This window comes from Rhodopila sp., from assembly GCF_035548235.1.
In the GTDB taxonomy this organism is placed as follows: Bacteria; Pseudomonadota; Alphaproteobacteria; order Acetobacterales; family Acetobacteraceae; genus Rhodopila.
The window spans coordinates 1-15,799 of sequence record NZ_DASZTJ010000073.1; the positions used below are offsets into that span (position 1 = coordinate 1).

The 15,799-nt window shown below is 66.4% G+C and carries 15 protein-coding genes and 1 pseudogene; 9 read left to right on the forward strand and 7 right to left on the reverse strand.

Features of this window, described 5'->3' with window-relative positions:
* Positions 1–103 precede the first annotated feature (103 nt).
* The 4 genes from VHB27_RS05905 (at position 104) to VHB27_RS05920 (ending at position 3,915) form a co-directional block, all read left to right on the forward strand.
* On the forward strand, positions 104–1,273 hold the full coding sequence (locus VHB27_RS05905) for an ABC transporter substrate-binding protein (protein WP_325598177.1): 1,170 nt from the start codon (positions 104–106) through the stop codon (positions 1,271–1,273).
* A gap of 94 nt (positions 1,274–1,367) precedes the next feature.
* Complete coding sequence (locus VHB27_RS05910; protein ID WP_325598179.1) at positions 1,368–2,801, forward strand: FAD-dependent oxidoreductase; 1,434 nt, start codon at positions 1,368–1,370, stop codon at positions 2,799–2,801.
* Between the two features lie 102 nt (positions 2,802–2,903).
* Complete coding sequence (locus VHB27_RS05915; RefSeq protein WP_325598181.1) at positions 2,904–3,380, forward strand: molybdenum cofactor biosynthesis protein MoaE; 477 nt, start codon at positions 2,904–2,906, stop codon at positions 3,378–3,380.
* A gap of 31 nt (positions 3,381–3,411) precedes the next feature.
* Positions 3,412–3,915 (forward strand): hypothetical protein, encoded by a 504-nt coding sequence (locus VHB27_RS05920; protein WP_325598184.1) that lies wholly within the window; start codon positions 3,412–3,414, stop codon positions 3,913–3,915.
* Positions 3,916–3,935: 20 nt separating this feature from the next.
* On the opposite strand, the gene VHB27_RS05925 is transcribed toward VHB27_RS05920, so the two are convergent.
* Positions 3,936–4,784 carry an ATP-binding protein gene (locus VHB27_RS05925; protein WP_325598186.1) on the reverse strand — a complete coding sequence of 283 codons (849 nt, stop codon included), beginning with the start codon at positions 4,782–4,784 and terminating at the stop codon, positions 3,936–3,938.
* An 86-nt stretch (positions 4,785–4,870) separates the two neighbouring features.
* On the opposite strand from VHB27_RS05925, the gene yajC reads away from it, so the two are divergent.
* Positions 4,871–5,263, forward strand: a complete 393-nt coding sequence (gene yajC / locus VHB27_RS05930; protein ID WP_325598188.1) for a preprotein translocase subunit YajC — start codon at positions 4,871–4,873, stop codon at positions 5,261–5,263.
* A 22-nt stretch (positions 5,264–5,285) separates the two neighbouring features.
* Here yajC and VHB27_RS05935 read toward each other — a convergent pair whose 3' ends face one another.
* From VHB27_RS05935 to VHB27_RS05945, 3 genes are read right to left on the reverse strand one after another with little or no spacing between them, the layout of a single operon-like run.
* On the reverse strand, positions 5,286–5,948 hold the full coding sequence (locus tag VHB27_RS05935; protein WP_325598190.1) for an HAD family hydrolase: 663 nt from the start codon (positions 5,946–5,948) through the stop codon (positions 5,286–5,288).
* Between the two features lie 31 nt (positions 5,949–5,979).
* Positions 5,980–6,648 (reverse strand): class II aldolase/adducin family protein, encoded by a 669-nt coding sequence (locus tag VHB27_RS05940; RefSeq protein WP_325598192.1) that lies wholly within the window; start codon positions 6,646–6,648, stop codon positions 5,980–5,982.
* Positions 6,648–7,700 carry a zinc-dependent alcohol dehydrogenase family protein gene (locus tag VHB27_RS05945; RefSeq protein WP_325598194.1) on the reverse strand — a complete coding sequence of 351 codons (1,053 nt, stop codon included), beginning with the start codon at positions 7,698–7,700 and terminating at the stop codon, positions 6,648–6,650. The genes VHB27_RS05940 and VHB27_RS05945 overlap by 1 nt, the downstream gene beginning before the upstream one ends.
* A gap of 344 nt (positions 7,701–8,044) precedes the next feature.
* On the opposite strand from VHB27_RS05945, the gene VHB27_RS05950 reads away from it, so the two are divergent.
* Positions 8,045–9,478: an MFS transporter gene (locus VHB27_RS05950; RefSeq protein WP_325598196.1), complete on the forward strand. Its 1,434-nt coding sequence runs from the start codon at positions 8,045–8,047 to the stop codon at positions 9,476–9,478.
* A gap of 241 nt (positions 9,479–9,719) precedes the next feature.
* On the opposite strand, the gene VHB27_RS05955 is transcribed toward VHB27_RS05950, so the two are convergent.
* Complete coding sequence (locus VHB27_RS05955; RefSeq protein ID WP_325598198.1) at positions 9,720–10,592, reverse strand: LysR substrate-binding domain-containing protein; 873 nt, start codon at positions 10,590–10,592, stop codon at positions 9,720–9,722.
* A 157-nt stretch (positions 10,593–10,749) separates the two neighbouring features.
* On the opposite strand from VHB27_RS05955, the gene phnA reads away from it, so the two are divergent.
* From phnA to VHB27_RS05970, 3 genes are all read left to right on the forward strand, one after another.
* Complete coding sequence (phnA, locus tag VHB27_RS05960) at positions 10,750–12,015, forward strand: phosphonoacetate hydrolase (protein ID WP_325598201.1); 1,266 nt, start codon at positions 10,750–10,752, stop codon at positions 12,013–12,015.
* Complete coding sequence (locus VHB27_RS05965; protein ID WP_325598203.1) at positions 12,012–13,268, forward strand: alkaline phosphatase family protein; 1,257 nt, start codon at positions 12,012–12,014, stop codon at positions 13,266–13,268. Before phnA ends, VHB27_RS05965 begins: the two co-directional genes overlap by 4 nt.
* Positions 13,269–13,447: 179 nt before the next feature.
* Positions 13,448–14,491: a 2-keto-3-deoxygluconate permease gene (locus VHB27_RS05970; protein ID WP_325598209.1), complete on the forward strand. Its 1,044-nt coding sequence runs from the start codon at positions 13,448–13,450 to the stop codon at positions 14,489–14,491.
* A 183-nt stretch (positions 14,492–14,674) separates the two neighbouring features.
* On the opposite strand, the gene VHB27_RS05975 is transcribed toward VHB27_RS05970, so the two are convergent.
* Positions 14,675–15,205 carry a VOC family protein gene (locus VHB27_RS05975; RefSeq protein ID WP_325598205.1) on the reverse strand — a complete coding sequence of 177 codons (531 nt, stop codon included), beginning with the start codon at positions 15,203–15,205 and terminating at the stop codon, positions 14,675–14,677.
* A gap of 201 nt (positions 15,206–15,406) precedes the next feature.
* A pseudogene (locus VHB27_RS05980) lies at positions 15,407–15,799 on the reverse strand (hypothetical protein); the annotation flags it as partial.

Below are 15,799 nucleotides of genomic sequence, written 5' to 3' on the forward strand. Positions count from 1 at the left end.
ACCCCCGGAGACTGGGCCGGCAATAAAGATGGGAGGTTGAAACACGATGGGTATTCCTCGTCGGACCATGCTTGCCGGCGCGGCCGGTCTTTCCGTGGTCCCAATGATCCGGCCGCGCGCCGCCGACAAGCAGAAAATCAGCGTGGGCGTGCTGACGGATCTCTCCGGCACATATCGGGACAACACCGGTCCGACCTCCGTCGCCTGCGCCCAGCAGGCCATTGCCGAGTTCGCGCCGTCGCACGGGCTCGATGTCGAATTCCGGGTCGCCGATCACCAGAACAAGCCCGACGTCGCGGCTTCCATCGCGCGGCAATGGTGCGACGAGGGCGTGGACGCGCTTATCGACGTGCCGACGTCCTCGGTCGCGCTGGCGGTGTCGCAGATCGTCAAGGAGAAGGACAAGGTCCAGCTCAACGCCTCGGCCGCGGCCATGGAAGTCACCGCCGACCAGTGCTGCCCCAACACCATCGTCTGGTCGTTCGACACGTATGAGAAGGCCCACTCAACCGGTGGCGCGCTCATGAAGCGCGGCTTGAAGACCTGGTTCTTCGTCACCGCGGACTACGTCTTCGGCCATTCGCTGGAGGAGCAGACGGTCGACGTCGTGCGCAAGGATGGCGGGCAGGTGAAAGGCACGGTGCGCTATCCGTTCCCCGACACCACCGATTTCTCGGCCTTCCTGCAGCAGGCCCAGGCATCGGGCGCGCAGGCGCTGGGCCTGGCGAACGCCGGCGGCGACACGATCAACTGCATCAAGCAGGCCGCCGAGTTCGGCCTGAACAAGCAGATGACCATCGCCCCGCTGCTGATGTTCCTGCAGGACGTGCACTCGGTCGGGCTGGAGACGGCGCAGGGCCTGATCACCAGCGAGACCTTTTACTGGAACATGAATGACCGCACCCGCGCCTGGACCAAGCGCGTGCTGCCGCGCATCAAGATCAACAACTATCCCAGCCAGGCCCATGCCAGCGCCTATGGGATCACCTTTCACTACCTCAAGGCCGTCCACGCCATGGGAGCCGACGCCGCCAGGAAATCGGGACGGGCGGCGGTGGCGCACATGAAGGCGATGCCGACCGAGGACGACGCCTTCGGCAAGGGCGGCATCCGCGCCGACGGGCGCGGCGAGTTCCCGAGCTATCTGTTGCAAGTGAAAACACCCAAGGAAAGCACGGGCGAGTGGGATTTGTACAAAGTGCTGGCGACCACGCCCGCCGCCGAGGTCCTGCATCCCATGCTGGACAAGTGCAAGTTCCCGGTCAGCGCGTGACGGAGCGGGGGCGGGGGTCGACGGTCCTCGCCCCCCTGCTTGCAATCCCTATCCGGCCGGCGCCCAATCCCCGGCAATCACCGGAGGAGTTGTCATGAGCGGCACCTACCAGGATGGCGGACGCCTGTTCTATCAATCCGGCATCTTCGCCACCGGCCACCTGCCACGCACGCCGCGTCCCGACCTGGGTACGATCGCCGAACCGGCGCGGGACGTCCGCGTCTTCCGCGATTGCGACGTCCTGGTGGTCGGCGGCGGTCCGGCCGGCACGGCGGCCGCCATCGCGGCCGCGCGCACCGGGGCCGACGTGATGCTGCTGGAACGCAACAACCATCTCGGCGGCCTGTCCACCGGTGGCTTGGTCATCCGGATCGACCGCATGACCGACTGGTCCGGCGCGCAGGTGATCCGCGGCATCGCCTCCGACTTGATCGACCGCCTGCCCAAGGATGCCGTCGCCGGGCCGCCGCGCGGTTTGTGGGGCGAGGCGGACGAAGCAACCGCCGCCTATTGGAAAGAGCGCACGGCCGCGTTCCACGGCATCGTCACCTGGTCGCCGACGGTGGACCCCGAACACCTGAAGCTCGCCTGCCAGGAGATGGTGCTGGAAAGCGGCGCCCATTTGCTGCTGCACGCCTGGGGCGCGATGCCGATCCTGCAGGACGGGCGCGTTGACGGCGTGTTCCTGGAGACCAAGGAAGGCCGCATGGCCATCCGCGCCAAGGTCACCGTCGACTGCACGGGCGACGGCGACATCTTCGACCGAGCGGGTGCAGCCAGCCTGACGGATATCGATACGCGGGACATCCATCATTGCATCAATACGGCCTTCATGCTGGGCGGCGTCGACATGCAGCGCTGGATCGCCTTCAAGACCGACCAGCCCGCCGACTTCGCCGCCTTCATGGACCGTGGCCGTACCGCGTGCGACGGGTTGTTCGAACGGCCCTTCGTCTCCTGGCGCAACGACGTCGCGCTGTTCATGGGGCCCAGGCTTGCCGGCTATTCCGCCGTGGACGTCGAGGACCTCACCGAGGTCGAAATCCGGTCCCGCCGCATCATGCTGGGCCATCTCGCCACCTATCGTGCCCATGCGCCGGGGTTCGAGGGGGCGTTCCTGATGCTTTCCGCCCCGCAGATCGGCGTCCGCCACGCCCGCCGCCTGGTCGGCGTCGGTTCGGTGTTGCGGGAAGACTGGCCCGCCGGCATCGCCAAGCCGGACGAGATCGGCGTCTCGCCGTCGCTGTCGCCGAAATTCCCCAATGTCTCGGTACCCTACGGCGCCCTGGTACCTGCCACGGTCGACGGGTTGCTGGTCGCCGGGCGGGCGCTGTCCTGCGACGCCACCAGCCACTCCTTCATGCGGGAGGTGCCGCAATGCTGGATGACCGGCCAGGCGGCCGGCGTGGCGGCAGCGCTGGCGGTCGGCGAACGGGTGGAACCTCGGGCAGTTCCGGTGGGGCGGCTGCAGGCGGAACTGGTGCGGCAGGGCGCGCTGGTGCGCACCCCGGCGATGGCGGCGGCATAGCGTCGCCGCTCCATCGGCCGCGCCTCAATATCGACACAGGACTGCGTCATGGTCCCGCGGCTCCCGGATGACAGAGAGGCCGGGAATGCCTAGGTGCAGGCCATGGTAGTTCGCGTCCAGACCGAGGATTTCGACATCGGCGCCGAGTTCGTCGCGTTGACCGCGGGGCGCACCGATATCGGCGGCATCGGCTGCTTCGTCGGCACCGTGCGGGCCGATCCGAAAGGCGATGCCGGCCAAGTGACCGGCATGACGCTGGAACACTACCCCGGCATGACGGAACAGGCGATCGAGCGGATCGTCGCCGATGCCCGAGGCCGGTGGCCTCTGCTGGGCGTGACGGTGATCCACCGCGTCGGCCCGATGCGGCCCGGCGAGAACATCGTGCTGGTGATCGCCGCTTCCTCGCACCGGCAGGCGGCGCTGGATGCGACAGCTTTCCTGATCGACTGGCTCAAGACCAAGGCGCCGTTCTGGAAACGCGAGGATCTGACGTCGGGCGCCGGCGCCTGGGTCGATGCCCGTGACTCGGACGATACCGCTGCTGCCCGATGGGATCGCGTGCGGCTGTCCGTCTGACGGGGGTGGGGCGGAACAAGGGAGAGGGACGATGAAAACCCGCATGTTCGGCACGCGGCGCTGGGCCATGGGGCCGGCGGTTTTGGGATTGGCTGCCCTCGCACTGGCTACACCTTTGCCGGCGCACGCGAACGGTCCCCATGGCGGCCACGGCGGAGGGGGCTGGCACGGCGGTGGCGGCTGGCATGGCGGCGGTGGCTGGCATGGTGGTGGTTGGCACGGCGGCTGGCATGGCGGTGGTTGGCCTGGTGGCGGCTGGCATGGTGGGTGGCATGCCGGGGGCTGGGTCGGCGGAGGCTGGCACGGCTGGCATGGCGGTCCTGGCTGGCAGGGCGGCTTCTGGCGTCACGACTGGCATGACGGCCGGTTCGGCTGGTGGTGGGTGGTCGGCCCCTCCTGGTATTCCTATCCCGCGCCGATCTATCCGTACCCCGCGCCGGTCGGACCGATGTGGTATTGGTGCGGCGCGCCGCAGGGCTATTATCCCTATGTCGGGCAATGCGCGGTGCCGTGGCAGCCGGTCCCATCCCAATAGCGGGACCGCCCTGGGCAGCGTCAGCCCTTCACGCCAAGCCGTCCCGCGATTTCCTGGATGAACTGCCAGGCGACGCGGCCGGACCGGGCACCGCGGGTAACGGACCATTCCACGGCCTCGGCATGTAGCGCCTCCTGGCCGATCGGCAGCTTCAACTGCTCCGCATACCCGTCGATCATCGCCAGGAAAGTCGGCTGGTCGCAGTTGTGGAAGCCCAGCCACAGACCGAAGCGGTCGGATAGGGAAACCTTCTCCTCGATCGCCTCATTCGGGTTGATGGCGGTGGAGCGCTCGTTCTCGATCATGTCGCGCGGCATCAGGTGCCGCCGGTTGGAGGTGGCGTAGAACAGCACGTTCTCCGGCCGGCCCTCGATGCCGCCGTCGAGGACGGATTTCAGCGCCTTGTAGTCGGCGTCCTCCTTCTCGAAGGACAGGTCGTCGCACAGGATCAGGCACCGGCGGTCCTGCTCGCGCAGCAGGTTCAGCAGGTCGGGCAGGGTGCGGATGTCCTCGCGGTGGATCTCGATCAGCACCAGGCTGCCCGGCATCTCCTGGTTTGCCAGCGCGTGGGTCGCCTTGACCAGCGAGGATTTGCCCATCCCGCGCGCGCCCCACAGCATCGCATTATTGGCCGGCAGGCCGCGGGTGAAGCGGAGCGTGTTCTCGGACAGGATGTCGCGTTGGCGATCGACGCCTTTCAGCAGGCCGATCGCCACACGGGACACCTTGCGCACGGGCGCGAGGTGTGCGGGCGAGGGATGCCAGACGAAGGCATCCGCCGCGGTCAGGTCCACGGGCGCCGGGGGTGGTGGGGCGAGACGCTCCAATGCCTCCGCGATGCGGGTGACGAGGGCGGTCATGTGATCCATGCGGCGGGCCATTTCACAGATTGCTTGACGAAAGAGGGGCGGAAACTATGGTCCGCCCCGCCGTATCGCAAGGACCTGGCCGTATCATGAACCCGTTCGTCCTCATTCCGCCTGCCTACGCCCAGGAAGCCGGCGCCAATTTCCTGGCCAGCGCTACGCAGTTTGCGCCACTGGTGCTGATCTTCGCCGTGTTCTACTTCATGCTGATCCGCCCCCAGCAGCAGAAGCAGAAGGAAACGCGGAACATGATCGCGGCGCTGAAGCGCGGCGACCGGGTGGTGACCGGGGGCGGCATCCTGGGCACGGTGCAGCGGGTGCCGATGGTCAACGACAAGGACGGCAAGCAGGTGCCGTCAGCGGAGATCGAGGTTGAAATCGCGCCAAACCTGAAGGTGACGGTGCTGCGGGAGACGATCACGTCGGTGATCAAGCCGACGGCGGCGAACGACGTGAAGCCGGTGAAGGACAAAGCGTCCTGAGGGGCGTCATGAAGGGCTGACGTCAGCCTCCGAACGCCTCCCGTCCCAGGCGCGTCAGGTCGTTGATCCGTTCCAGCGTGTGGTCCGCCGCGGGGAATTCGGCGATCAGCTTGGGGTCCAGCGCGTAATGTCCCTGCCGCGGGAACACCGTGGTGACTTTATCCCCCCAAAGCGTTTTCACCGCGTGCAGGATGCGCAGCTTGTCGTCGATCAGCACGTAGCGTTTGGCGGGGAAGAAGCGTTCGACGTCGTCCAGCTCCTGCTCCTTGTGGATATAGATCAGCACCCGGTCGCCGAACGCTTGCCATAACCCAGAGCGGTGGACCTTGCGGGGTTGGAAGACCGCGTCGCCGTCGGAGAGGATGACCGCGGGACCCCATTGGCCGACATGGGCCACCGCGTCCAGCGCCCCCGGATAGAGCCGTTCGGCGAACGGGTAATCCACCAGCCAGTTCGCCATGCGCAGCAATTGCGGGTTGTGCAGGTCCTCGACCCGATAGCGCTCCAGCGCGCCCAGGTAGTCGGCATAACCCAGCTCGCTGCGCAGGTCCTCGAAGATGGTCCAGTACCGGTCGCGGGCCTTCTCGCCGTAATTCTTGCCCAGATAGTCATGCAGTTCGGCTTGGACGCTGTCGTTGTCGAGCAGCGTGTTGTCCACGTCGAACAGGAAGACGATGTCGTGCATCTGGCGGATCCGTCGGGATGGCCCCGTATGATCACCCGTTCGGCGTGGCGAGGGAAGACACGGATGCGCGCGGGGTCGTCCCGCTGGGGCCGTAGGTCTTGAACCGCTCCCGCGCGTCCGCCATTTCCGCGGCCGTCAGCAGCCGCGGTTCGCCGGCGGCGCGGGCGAGCAGATATTGCCGGCAGAGCGTTTCCAGCAAGACGGTCCGGGTCAAGGCGGCCTGGGCCGTGGGCGCGCAGACGATCATGCCATGATTTGCCAGCAGGCAGGCACTGCGTCCCTCGATCGCCCGCGCCGCGACGTCGGCCAGCGCCTGGGTGCCGAAGGTGACATAAGGCGCGCAGCGTACGTCATCGCCGCCGAACTGCAGGACCATGTAATGGAACGCCGGCAGCGGCAGGCCCAGGCAGGCCAGGGCAGTGCAGGCGTCGGCATGGGTGTGGACGATGTATCGCGCGTCAGGACAGACGCCGTAGACGGCGGCGTGCAGCGCCCATTCGCTGGACGGGGTGCCGTGCCCGGACAGCACCGACCCGTCCATGCCGGCATGGACCAGCGACACAGCCTCATCCGGCGCGCCGCCGGACGGGGTGATCATCATCCCGTCAGCGACGCGTGTGCTGACATTGCCGGAACTGCCGACGATCAGGCCGCGCTGGCCCAGGACTTCGTAAAGCCAGGCGGTCTGGTGCGTCGTCATCAGATCAGGAACACGCCCTTTCCGTCGGACTGCTTGTCGAACAGCTTGTACGCCTCGTCCGCTTGCTCCAGCTTCCAGCGGTGGGTGAACAGCTTGTCCACGTCGATCTTCCGCTCGACGCAGAAATCGGCGCATTCCGCCTGGATGACGTTGGAGAAGGTCCACGATGCCACCAGCGTCATCTGCCGGCGCAGCAGGTGCGGGGAGACGTCGATCTTCACGTCCCCGCCTTCGCCGACGAAGCACATCGTGCCCCAGACCTTGGTGCTGCGGATGGCGTTCAACCGCGCCTCGGGGTTGGAGGACGTGTCCAGCGCCAGGTCGGCGTATTTGCCGTGCGTCAGGTCCTTGATGGCCGCGACCGGATCGTTCGAGCCTGGGTCGACCACCTCGTCCGCGCCGAACTCCTTGGCGCGTTCCAAGCGCTTGGCGCTGATGTCGAGCGCGATGACGCGCGCGCCCATGGCCTTGGCGAACTGGGTGGCGGCAAGGCCGACGGGCCCCTGGCCGAAGATGGCGATGGTGTCCCGTCCACCGGTGTTCATCCGCCGAAGCGCGCCATAAGCGGTGCCGGACCCGCAGGCGATGGCCGCGCCTGCCGTGAAGCTGAGCTCATCGCGCAGCGGCACCAGCGTATCCGCCGGCACTTTCATGTATTTCGCGTGCCCGCCATGGGCGTTATTGCCGTACACCTTCACCGGCACTTCCTGGCAGAGCTGCTGCCAGCCCGACCGGCAATGCGCGCACTGGGTGCAGCCGGTGTAGTGATGGACCATGACGCGCTCGCCGATCTTCGCCTGGGCCGGCAGCACGTCGGGCCCGATAGCAACGACCACGCCGCAAGGCTCGTGCCCGCCGATCGTGGGGTTCGGGTTGGGCGGCAGGCCGGTGCCCTGGCGCGCCTGGCCCTTGGGCCGGCGGTATTGGTGCAGGTCGGAGCCGCACATACCGGAAGCCTTCATCTCCAGCACCACCTCGCCGGGACCAGGCGTGGGGTCTGGGAAGGTCATCAGCTCGATCTGACGGTCACCGGTGAATACGACGCCTTGCACGGTTTCCCTCCTGTTTTCGCTTGGCGGCAATCTAGCATCCCCGGTGGGCGGGGAAAGCCCGTCTCGGCGTGGTGGCCGGCTCATCACGTCAGAGCCGCGTTCGCAGGGTGACGACCGGGCATAGCCGGGAAGGAAAGCGACCCGTGCCCACCTGCCACCATGGAGGCAGCTTCGACAAGCGGTGCAAACCCTTCCCAACGATAACCGGCGTATGTCTTTTCGTTCACAAACGCTCTGCCACCGTCGCTTTTGGTGCCGTTAACGCATTCTTGCTCGCGTCATAACGATCACCGCCCCTTCGCTGGTCATATGCTTGCAACCCAAGAAGACCCGAGGAAGCCGTCATGCAATTGCGTTCATCCGTCGATGGTTCACCCTCCGGCGTCGATCCTGCGTCGTCCATTTCCGCCGTCGGACGCGCCGCTGCTCGACTTGATCGCCTGCCGCTGACCTGGATGCAGTGGCGGTTGGCGTTGATCACCCAGATCTTCTGGGGTGTGATCATCGCGGCTGACGGGATTCCGGCGAAGCTGTACCCATTTGTCTGGGGACCTCAGCACGCCTTCGGGCCGGGGGCCTTGTCCGTGATGCTGGCCGTGCAGTTCGGCGTCGGGATCATGATCGGCGAATACCTGATCGGTATCGCCGCCGATCGTTGGGGACGCCGGCAGGCGCTGCTGATGTCATCCTTCGCCGTCGCCCTGCCCCTGATCCCTGCGCCCTTCACCAACAGTTTCTGGCCGCTGCTGACCTTATTCGGCCTGTCGTCGATCGGCATGGGCGGCGTGCTGTCGGTCAACGTCGTCTACATGGGAGAGATCGTGCCGCCGCGCGAGCGGGGCCGCGTCATGCTCGCGTCCCAGGTGCTGGCCGAACTGGTGTTCGGACTGCTGGGGAACGTGCCGGGGATTTTCTGGGTGCCGGCGCATTATGACTGGTTCATCTGGCTGTTCGCCGCCGTGCCGATTGCCGTGCTGGTTCCTCTCGCGCTCTGGGCCATGCCGGAATCGCCGCGCTGGCTGGAGGCGCACGGCCGCCACGATGAGGCCGAACGCGTGATCGCTGCGATGGAGGCGGAATGCCAGCGCCGCAGCGGCCTGGCCGCGCTGCCGGAGCCAGACTATGCGCGCTATCGCGTGCCGGTAACCGAGCACGTGCCCGTCGCCGAGTTGTTCCGGGGTGAATACGGCACCCGGACCATCTTCCTGCTGACCGCCTGGATCATCGGCTATGCGGGCATCGTCTACGGCTTCACCGGCTATTTGCCAGTGCTGCTGCACAGCTTCGGCTTCTCGGCGCAGTTGACGTTTGGCGCGCTGATGGTCGCGAGCGTGGCGGGCGGCAGCCTGGGTCTGGCGATCTGCGCCCTGATCGGCGAGGCGATCGAGCGGCGCACCGTCATCGTCTCCGCCGCGCTGCTGTTCTGCGTCGCGATGGCTTTGTTGTATTTCAACCACGGAACGGTCGCCGCTTATGTGCTGTCGTCCTTCGCGTGGGGCACGATGACCGTGTGGCTGTTCAACATGTACAACTACACCGCTTCGGCATATCCGACCCGGCTGCGCGCGACCGGTGTCGGTCTGACGGATGGGCTGGGCCACCTTGGTTCGATCTTCGGTCCGCTGATCGCCGGCTGGCTGTTCGCGACCACCGCCTATGCCGGACATGCGGGCTGGTACGCTTATGTGACCGTCCCCGGCGCGCTGCTGCCGGCGTTGCTGATCGGGCTGTGGGGCATCAACCAGCGCCGGGCGATCCTGGAGGAAATTTCCACCTGATACTATTGTTGTATCGGAATGTGCTGTCGACTTGATAGTCGGGTCCAATGGGTTTGAACTTGGGCCTATAGGGGACAAAAATCCGGGCTATGGGGGTTAAGAATAGGTGAAGTATGGCCCTCCGCGTGGTGATCGGTGCAGGCCGACCACCACGCGGAGGGGCTAACCGTGATGCAGGAGGGCCCGCCCACGACCGGAGAAGTTCCGGTTCCGACGCTTCCCGCCGCCGCCTTGCGGCCTTTCATCCCGGCGCGCTTGCGCATGCCGCAGTGGCTTCCTGTCGAAGCCACGCCGCCAACACCATCCACGCCGTGCCCGCTTCGTCCGCCTTGCGCCAGAGCAGCACATGACGAGCGCCTTGCAGCCTGACCCCGGGATTGACGGCGACGAGTCGCCCCTGCCGAACGTCCTCTGCGGCCGATATCGTCGGGCCAACCAATAGGCCTTCGCCGGCCAGCGCTGCCTCATACGCCGTGTAGAAATGCGCAAAGCCGCGCCGTGGCTGGACGTCATCCGAAGCGTCCCTTGCCGCCAGCCATCGATCCAGCTCGCCGGGTCTCGTGCGGCTTTCCAGCAGCGGAATATCCGTTGCGACCCCGCGATCGTCGGTGCGCCCCGCCCGCGCCGGGCTGGCATAGGCAACAAGTTCCTCCTGAAATAAAAACTCCTGCCGATAGCCGGGCGGCAGGAATCCGTCCCGGCGGATGGCCGCGTCATGCGGCAGCGACAGCCAGTCCTCTCCGGTATGGGTCGTGTGGACGCGAAGACTGAACCCCAGCCCGGCCTGCTCGATGCGCGGCAGCCGGGGAACAAGCCAATGCATCGACAGCGTCGCCGGAACCAGCAGCCGAAGCTCCCTATGCTTGGCAGGGCGCTGGGCCACTTCGTCCAAGCCGAGCTGGATCGTTTCCATGGCGGCGGTCATCGACTGGGCGAGCCGGCGTCCGGCTACCGTCATGGCCGGTTCGCGCCCGCCGCTCTCGAACAGCGGCGTATCCAGCCATTGCTCCAATGCGCGAAGCTGCTTGGCGACGGCGCCTTCGGTGACGTTGAGCTCCGCCGCCGCGATCTCCCGCGACCCGAGGCGGGCCAGTGCCTCGAAACAGGCGAGCATCCGAAGCGGTGGCTGGCGATTCCGCGCGATATCGTGCCTCCTTGGCCACACCCCCTGGCGCAGCGGAAATTTTGGCCGCGTTTCACGGACAAAAAGTCGCTCGCGTCCGCCCACCATAGCGTCCATCCCTAGACGCGAACAGCGCGGGAGAAATGGGATGTCATGCAACCTCCTGGCCCAGGACCTGACGGTCAACGGCCGGACCTATGCTCCGCCGCGGCGGTCCGTGGTGGTGGTCCTGCTGGATGGGTGCGATCCGGACTACCTCGCGGTGGGGCTCGCGGCGGGCGAACTGCCTGCTTTCGCCCGCATCGTGCGCGACGGCTTTGCCGGTGAGGCGCTTTCGGCACTGCCGAGCTTCACTAACCCGAACAATTGCTCTGTCGTGACCGGGGTCCCGCCCGCCGTGCATGGCGTGTCCGGCAACTTCTATCTGGACCGGCGGACCGGTGAGACCGTGATGGTCACGGGCGACAAGGAGTTGAAGGCGTCCACCATCCTCGCGGCGATGGCCAGCGCCGGCGTGCCCACGGCCGTGGTCACCGCGAAGGACAAGCTGCGCGCCGCCCTCGCCAAGGGGTTGCCGATCGGTGCGAACGGCATCGCCTTCTCCGCCCAACATGCCGCCGCCGCGCGGGCGCAGACGCACGGGATCGGCGATGTATGCGACCTGGTCGGCCGGGGCGAGCCGGATCAGTATTCGGCTGACCTGTCGCTGTTCGTGCTCGACGCGGGCGCGCAGTTGCTGGAAGCCGGACGCGCCCGGCTGCTCTACCTGTCGCTGTCGGACTATGTGCAGCACCGCTACGCGCCGGAGGAACCGGAAGCACGCGCCTTCCTGCGCGCGGTGGACGCGCGGCTCGGCCGGATGCTGGAACTGGGGGCTGTCGTCGCCGCCACTGCCGATCACGGCATGCACGACATGGCGAAGCCCGACGGCTCGCCCAATGTGGTCTTCGTGGGCGACGTGCTGGATGCAGCCTTCGGCGCCGGATCCTGCCGGGTCATCTGCCCCATCACCGATTCCTTCGTTCGCCATCACGGCGCGCTGGGCGGCTTCGTCCGCGTCCATATCGCGCCGGGCGGTCCCGGTGTCGGGGCGGTCGTTGCCCATCTTGCGGCCCTGCCGGGCATCGAGCAGGCGCTGGAGGGAGCGGAGGCCTGCCACCGCTATGATCTCGCGCCGGAGATGGAAGGCGATGTCACCGTCATCGCCGCGCGGGGCGTCGCGCTCGGCGCCCGCGCGGCGGAGCATGACCTGGCGGGCTTGACCGGCGAGCGGCTGCGCTCCCACGGAGGGACGGCGGAGCAACGCGTGCCCTTCCTGGTTTCGGCGCCACTGACGGAGACTTGGCGCGTGGCGCATCCGCACCTGCGGAACTACGACATTTTCGATGCCGCGCTGAATGGGGTGGTGGCGTGACCCGCCGCGCCGTCGTCGTCGTTCTGGATGGGCTGCGGCGGGACATGGTGGGGCCGGAGACGACACCCGAACTCCACGCCTTCGCGGCGGAGGCGACGAGCTTCGCGGCCCACCGGTCCGTGTTCCCGTCGGCGACCCGCGTCGTGTCATCCTGCTTCGCCACGGGCTGCATGCCGGCGACCCATGGCCTGCAGGGCAATTCGGTGGCGCTGATGGAGGACGGTCGGCTCGTGCCACGCGATGTCGGGCGGCCGGATTTCATGGACCATTGGCGCCGCGTCCGTGGTCGGACCTTCGCCGTGCCCACCATGGCCGAGCGGTTGGCGCGGATGGGGCGGACGGCGATGGTGTTCAACAATGTCTCCCCCGGCGCGGCCCGTGCCCATGATCCGGACGGTCATGGATGGGTCTTCCACCGTGCCTGGTCGCATGGCCCGGGGCTTCGCCCGCTGGCAGGTGCCGAAGCCGTGGCCGACGTCACGCTGGACACGGCGGGGGATGCGAGACTGACCGGGTACTTCCTTGAGCGTGCAAGGGATGCCGATCTCGCCGTGCTCTGGCTAGGCGAGCCTGACCATGCCCAGCACGAATCTCCGCTCGGTTCGCCCGAAGCGATGGCGGCGGTCGCGGGTGCGGATGCGTGTTTCGGCCGCGTGCGCGCGGCGGCCGCGCCGGACACGCTGCTGATCGCCTGCTCCGATCACGGTCACCAGACCGTGGGGGAGGTGATCGATATCGACGCGGCATTCGCCGCCGCCGGCCTGAAGACTGCGCCGGAGGAACCGGGCCCGCTCGCCGTGTCCAATGGCACCTCGGCACTGATCTACCTGCATCCCGATCGAGCGGGCGATGCCGACGCCGTACTGGCTTTCCTGCAAGCCCAACCTTGGGCCGGCGCGGTACTGGCGGGAGACGACCTGCGTGCGGTTGGCCAAGCCCCGGAGGGGGGATTGTTGTGTGCCGTCTCGATGCGGAGCGAGGATCGGGTGAATGCATTCGGCGTCGCGGGCATCAGCGCCGCGGCTCGTCCTGTCGTTGGTAAGCCGGATCGGTTAGGGTGTGGGCAGCATGGCGGTCTGGGGACGTTCGAGCAGATGCCGTTCTTGATGATCGGAGGGGACGGCTTCGGACGCGGGGGTGCATGGACGGAACGTAGCTCGGTCATCGACCTTGCGCCCACGATCCTCGGCCACTTGGGGGTTCCGGTGGATGGTTGCGAGGGACGCGCGTTGCAGGATCCGCGGGGAGTTTGATCGTGAGTGATTTGTGGGGATCTTCCGACTGATCGACGAAGCCGAACCACGCTGGTGAGGTAGTGATAAGAAAGCGGCGTTTCGGCCGATGTCTTCGTGACCCGCAGGATCGACAGACATGCTCCCTATCGGTTAGGCCTCCCGCTCGAGACAACCCGAAACGTCGAGAGCAAGTTGTAATGCGACTGAAGGATACAATTGACAGAGTTCCCGGCGGCCTGATGCTCGTCCCGCTGCTGTTGGGGGCCCTTTGCCATACGTTCGCGCCGAACGCGCCGGCGTATTTCAAGGGCTTCACCCAAGGCATCATGACCGGCGTGGTGCCGATCCTGGCTGTCTGGTTCTTCTGCATGGGGGCGTCGATCACGCTCGGTGGGACCGGCACCGTGCTGCGTAAGTCCGGCACGATCGTCCTGACCAAGTTTCTCGCCGCCTGGGCCATCACCTTCGTCGCCAGCCTTTTCATTCCGCCTGAAGGCATCCAGACTGGATTCTTTGCCGGTCTGACTATTCTGGCGGTGGTCTGCGCGATGGATATGACCAATGGCGGCCTCTACGCCTCGCTGATGCAGACCTACGGCACCAAGGAAGAAGCCGGGGCCTTTGTGCTCACCTCGATCGAATCCGGTCCGCTGATGAGCATGATCATCCTGGGCGCCTCCGGCGTCGCGCATTTTGAGCCGCAGGTCTTCGTGGGCGCCGTGCTGCCGTTCATCGCGGGCTTCATCCTGGGCAACCTCGATCCCAAGCTGCGCGCGTTCTTCACGCCAGGCGGGCTGCTGATGATCCCGTTTTTCGCATTCTCCCTGGGCAACACGATCGACTTGAAAAACCTGCTCTCGCCCGTCGTTGCGCTGGGGGTCGTGCTGGCGCTGTCGGTCATCGTGCTGACGGCGGTTCCGCTGATCATCGCAGACAGAATCGTCGGCGGCGGCAACGGTACGGCGGGGCTGGCCGCGTCGAGCACCGCGGGCGCGGCCGCGGCGAACCCGATGGCTATCGCCGCCGTGGCGCCGCAATTCACTGCCGCCGCCAAGACCGCGACGCCGCTCGTCGCGATCTGCGTCATCGTAACCTCGATCGTGGTCCCGATCCTGACCGGGATCTGGTACAAGAAGTTCGGCAATGGTGCGGCTGAACGTTTCGATACCGGGGTGGACCTGCATCCCGCCAACCAGTCCGCCCCGCCGCTCGGCCAGCCAGCGGCCGGCGGGCATTTCTGATCGCGAAGGCCTCCCGCGTCCAATTGCACTTTTGCCCCGGAAAAACGATGGTTTACCGCGACACCATCGCAATGATGCGGTGAGCAGTCGTTGCGTCCGACATCACCCTCGAGCAGGGCCAGCCGGCGTTGCGCGGCCGGCGACGATGCAGTGTCGTTTCGGATGATCAGACGGCGAGGGGGGTCATGAGATCGGATGACCCGCTCGCGCCGCCTCGATCTTTGCAATATCGATCCGGCGCATCGTCATCATGGCCTCCATCGCCCGCTTTGCGGCGGCACGGTCCGGGTCCTTCAGCGCGGCCAGCAAGACACGCGGCACGATCTGCCAGGAAAAGCCCCAGCGGTCCGTGCACCAACTGCAAGCGCTTTCGCTGCCGCCATTCTGGACGATCGCGTTCCAATAGCGGTCGGTTTCCGCCTGGTCGTCGGTCATCACCTGGAAGCTGACCCCTTCGTTCGGGGTAATGGCGGGGCCACCATTCAGGCCGACAAAGGCTTGGCCGAGCACGGTGAATTCAACCGTCAACTCGCTGCCCTGTTCACCGCCAGGATAATCGGTCGGAGATTGAAGCGCCTGCGCGACATGGCTGTCGGGAAAGGTCGCCGCGTAGAATTCTGCCGCCTTTCGCGCCTCGCCATGGTCGAACCAGAGGCAGGTGACGATTTTACCGGTCATCGGACGTTCCTCATGAGCTTTGGCGATGTCCTTCAACTATACGCCGGCACAGGACGTATCGCCGACAGCCCGCTTCAAGATCAGGTTACGTCAACGTTTTTTCGTTACGACCGGCGACCTTCGGCTCTTCGCCACGCTCCATGCGAATGTGCGAAAACGGGAATCAAGGGCACTGCGCGTCATCCACACCGGCACTGCGCGTCATCCACACCGTGCAGCAGCCTTCCCGTCCTTGCATCAACTCACCGCCAGCGCTGGTGCTTCCCCCTCCAGCGAATCGATCGGGTCGCGTACCACGATCTGCAGGATCGCCGCTCCCAGGATCGTCACCCCCGCGCCGATCGCCAGCGCCATGACGAAGGACCCGGTGATATCCACCACCATTCCGGTCACCAGCGGCGACACGGTTCCTCCGATATAGCCGCCGAAATTCTGGATACTGGCGACCGAGGTGCAATAGGACTGCGGTGCGACCGCCGTGATCAGTGTCCACTTTCCGGCGATTCCCAGCGACAGGAAGAACATCGCGCCCGAGATGCAGATCACCGCCTCGGTCGGGTTGGTGGCCATGGTGGCGATGATCGTGCACAGCCCCGAGGCCAGCAGCCCCAGGATCGACGGCAGCCGCCG